Genomic DNA, 1,017 nt, shown 5'->3' with positions numbered 1-1,017 from the left:
CGCGGCGGTGGTCCAGCTCGCCGGTCGCGGCAGCGCGGTGCAGATCGGCCACGTCGCCGGCGGGCTGGCCGTCGAGGTCGACGCGCTGCACGGCACCCACCAGCGCCTTCAGGTAGGCGGTGCTGGTCGTGTGCCGGTGCAGGAAAGCCGACAGCGACTTCTTGGTGAACACGCCCGGCGCCCGCTGCTGGATGTCGGCCTGGATGCCCAGCTTCAGCGGCACGAACACGCCGGGGCCGAAGGCGGCCGGAAACAGCGGAGCGAGCTGTGCGGCCGTCGCGGCCGGTGAGGTGCTCGGGGTGCTCGGAGCGCTTGCGGCTGGAACGGCCGCTGCTTCGTCCGTCGGGGCGGCGGCAGGGGCATCGCCCTCGGTGGGCGGCTGGGGGTGATCGGACACGGTGAGGCAACGGGGGCAGGGTCGGTGGCGGATTGTCGCTGCAGAGGCGAGCGTCGCGCAGCGGACCATTGGGCTCGGTGAGCCGGGCCATGGCCCTGCTGCCACGCGGGTGAAGCGAGTTTCATATGATGATCGTCATATGAAGGCGCAACCCAAGCCCGCCGCCCGCCGCCGCAGCCCGCCGGCCACCGAACCGTCGCGCAAGGACCTCACGCGCGAGCGCATCGTCGGCACGGCGGCGCGCGCCATCCGCCGCAGCGGCTACGACGGCACCGGTGTGGCCGATCTGATGAAGGAAGCCGGCCTGACGCACGGCGGCTTCTACGCCCACTTCGCATCGCGCACCGCGCTGCTGGCCGAGGCGGCCGACCGGGCCGGGGCCGACAGCGCCGCACATCTGCGGGGCGTGGTGGAAGGCCTGCCGCCGGCCCAGGCACTGGACGCGCTGATCGACCACTACCTGTCCGACGTGCACCTGAAGTCGGCCGAGCTGGGCTGCCCGCTGGCAGCGCTGGCCTGCGAGACGCCGCGCCAGGCGCCCGAGGTGCGCGCTGCCGCGACGCGCCGCCTGAAGGAGACGATCGACTGGTGGCGCAGTGCTGCCGGGGCGCAGCGCGCGC

General features: G+C 73.7%; 2 protein-coding genes. One reads left to right on the top strand and one right to left on the bottom strand.

All coding sequences use genetic code 11. The features are described from left to right. A partial coding sequence (locus x551_RS24840; RefSeq protein ID WP_253950470.1) for a ProQ/FinO family protein occupies positions 1 to 397 on the bottom strand: 397 nt, incomplete at its 3' end. 139 nt (positions 398 to 536) lie between these two features. Between x551_RS24840 and x551_RS22645 the strand changes: the two genes are divergently transcribed. Further along, positions 537 to 1,017: TetR/AcrR family transcriptional regulator (locus x551_RS22645; protein WP_051512310.1), on the top strand; the 481-nt coding region annotated here is incomplete at its 3' end.

Source organism: Methylibium sp. T29 (assembly GCF_000576205.1).
In the GTDB taxonomy this organism is placed as follows: domain Bacteria; phylum Pseudomonadota; class Gammaproteobacteria; order Burkholderiales; family Burkholderiaceae_C; genus Methylibium; species Methylibium petroleiphilum.
The sequence above is the reverse complement of the archived record's forward strand: the minus strand, read 5'-3'. Positions and strand labels throughout refer to the sequence as shown.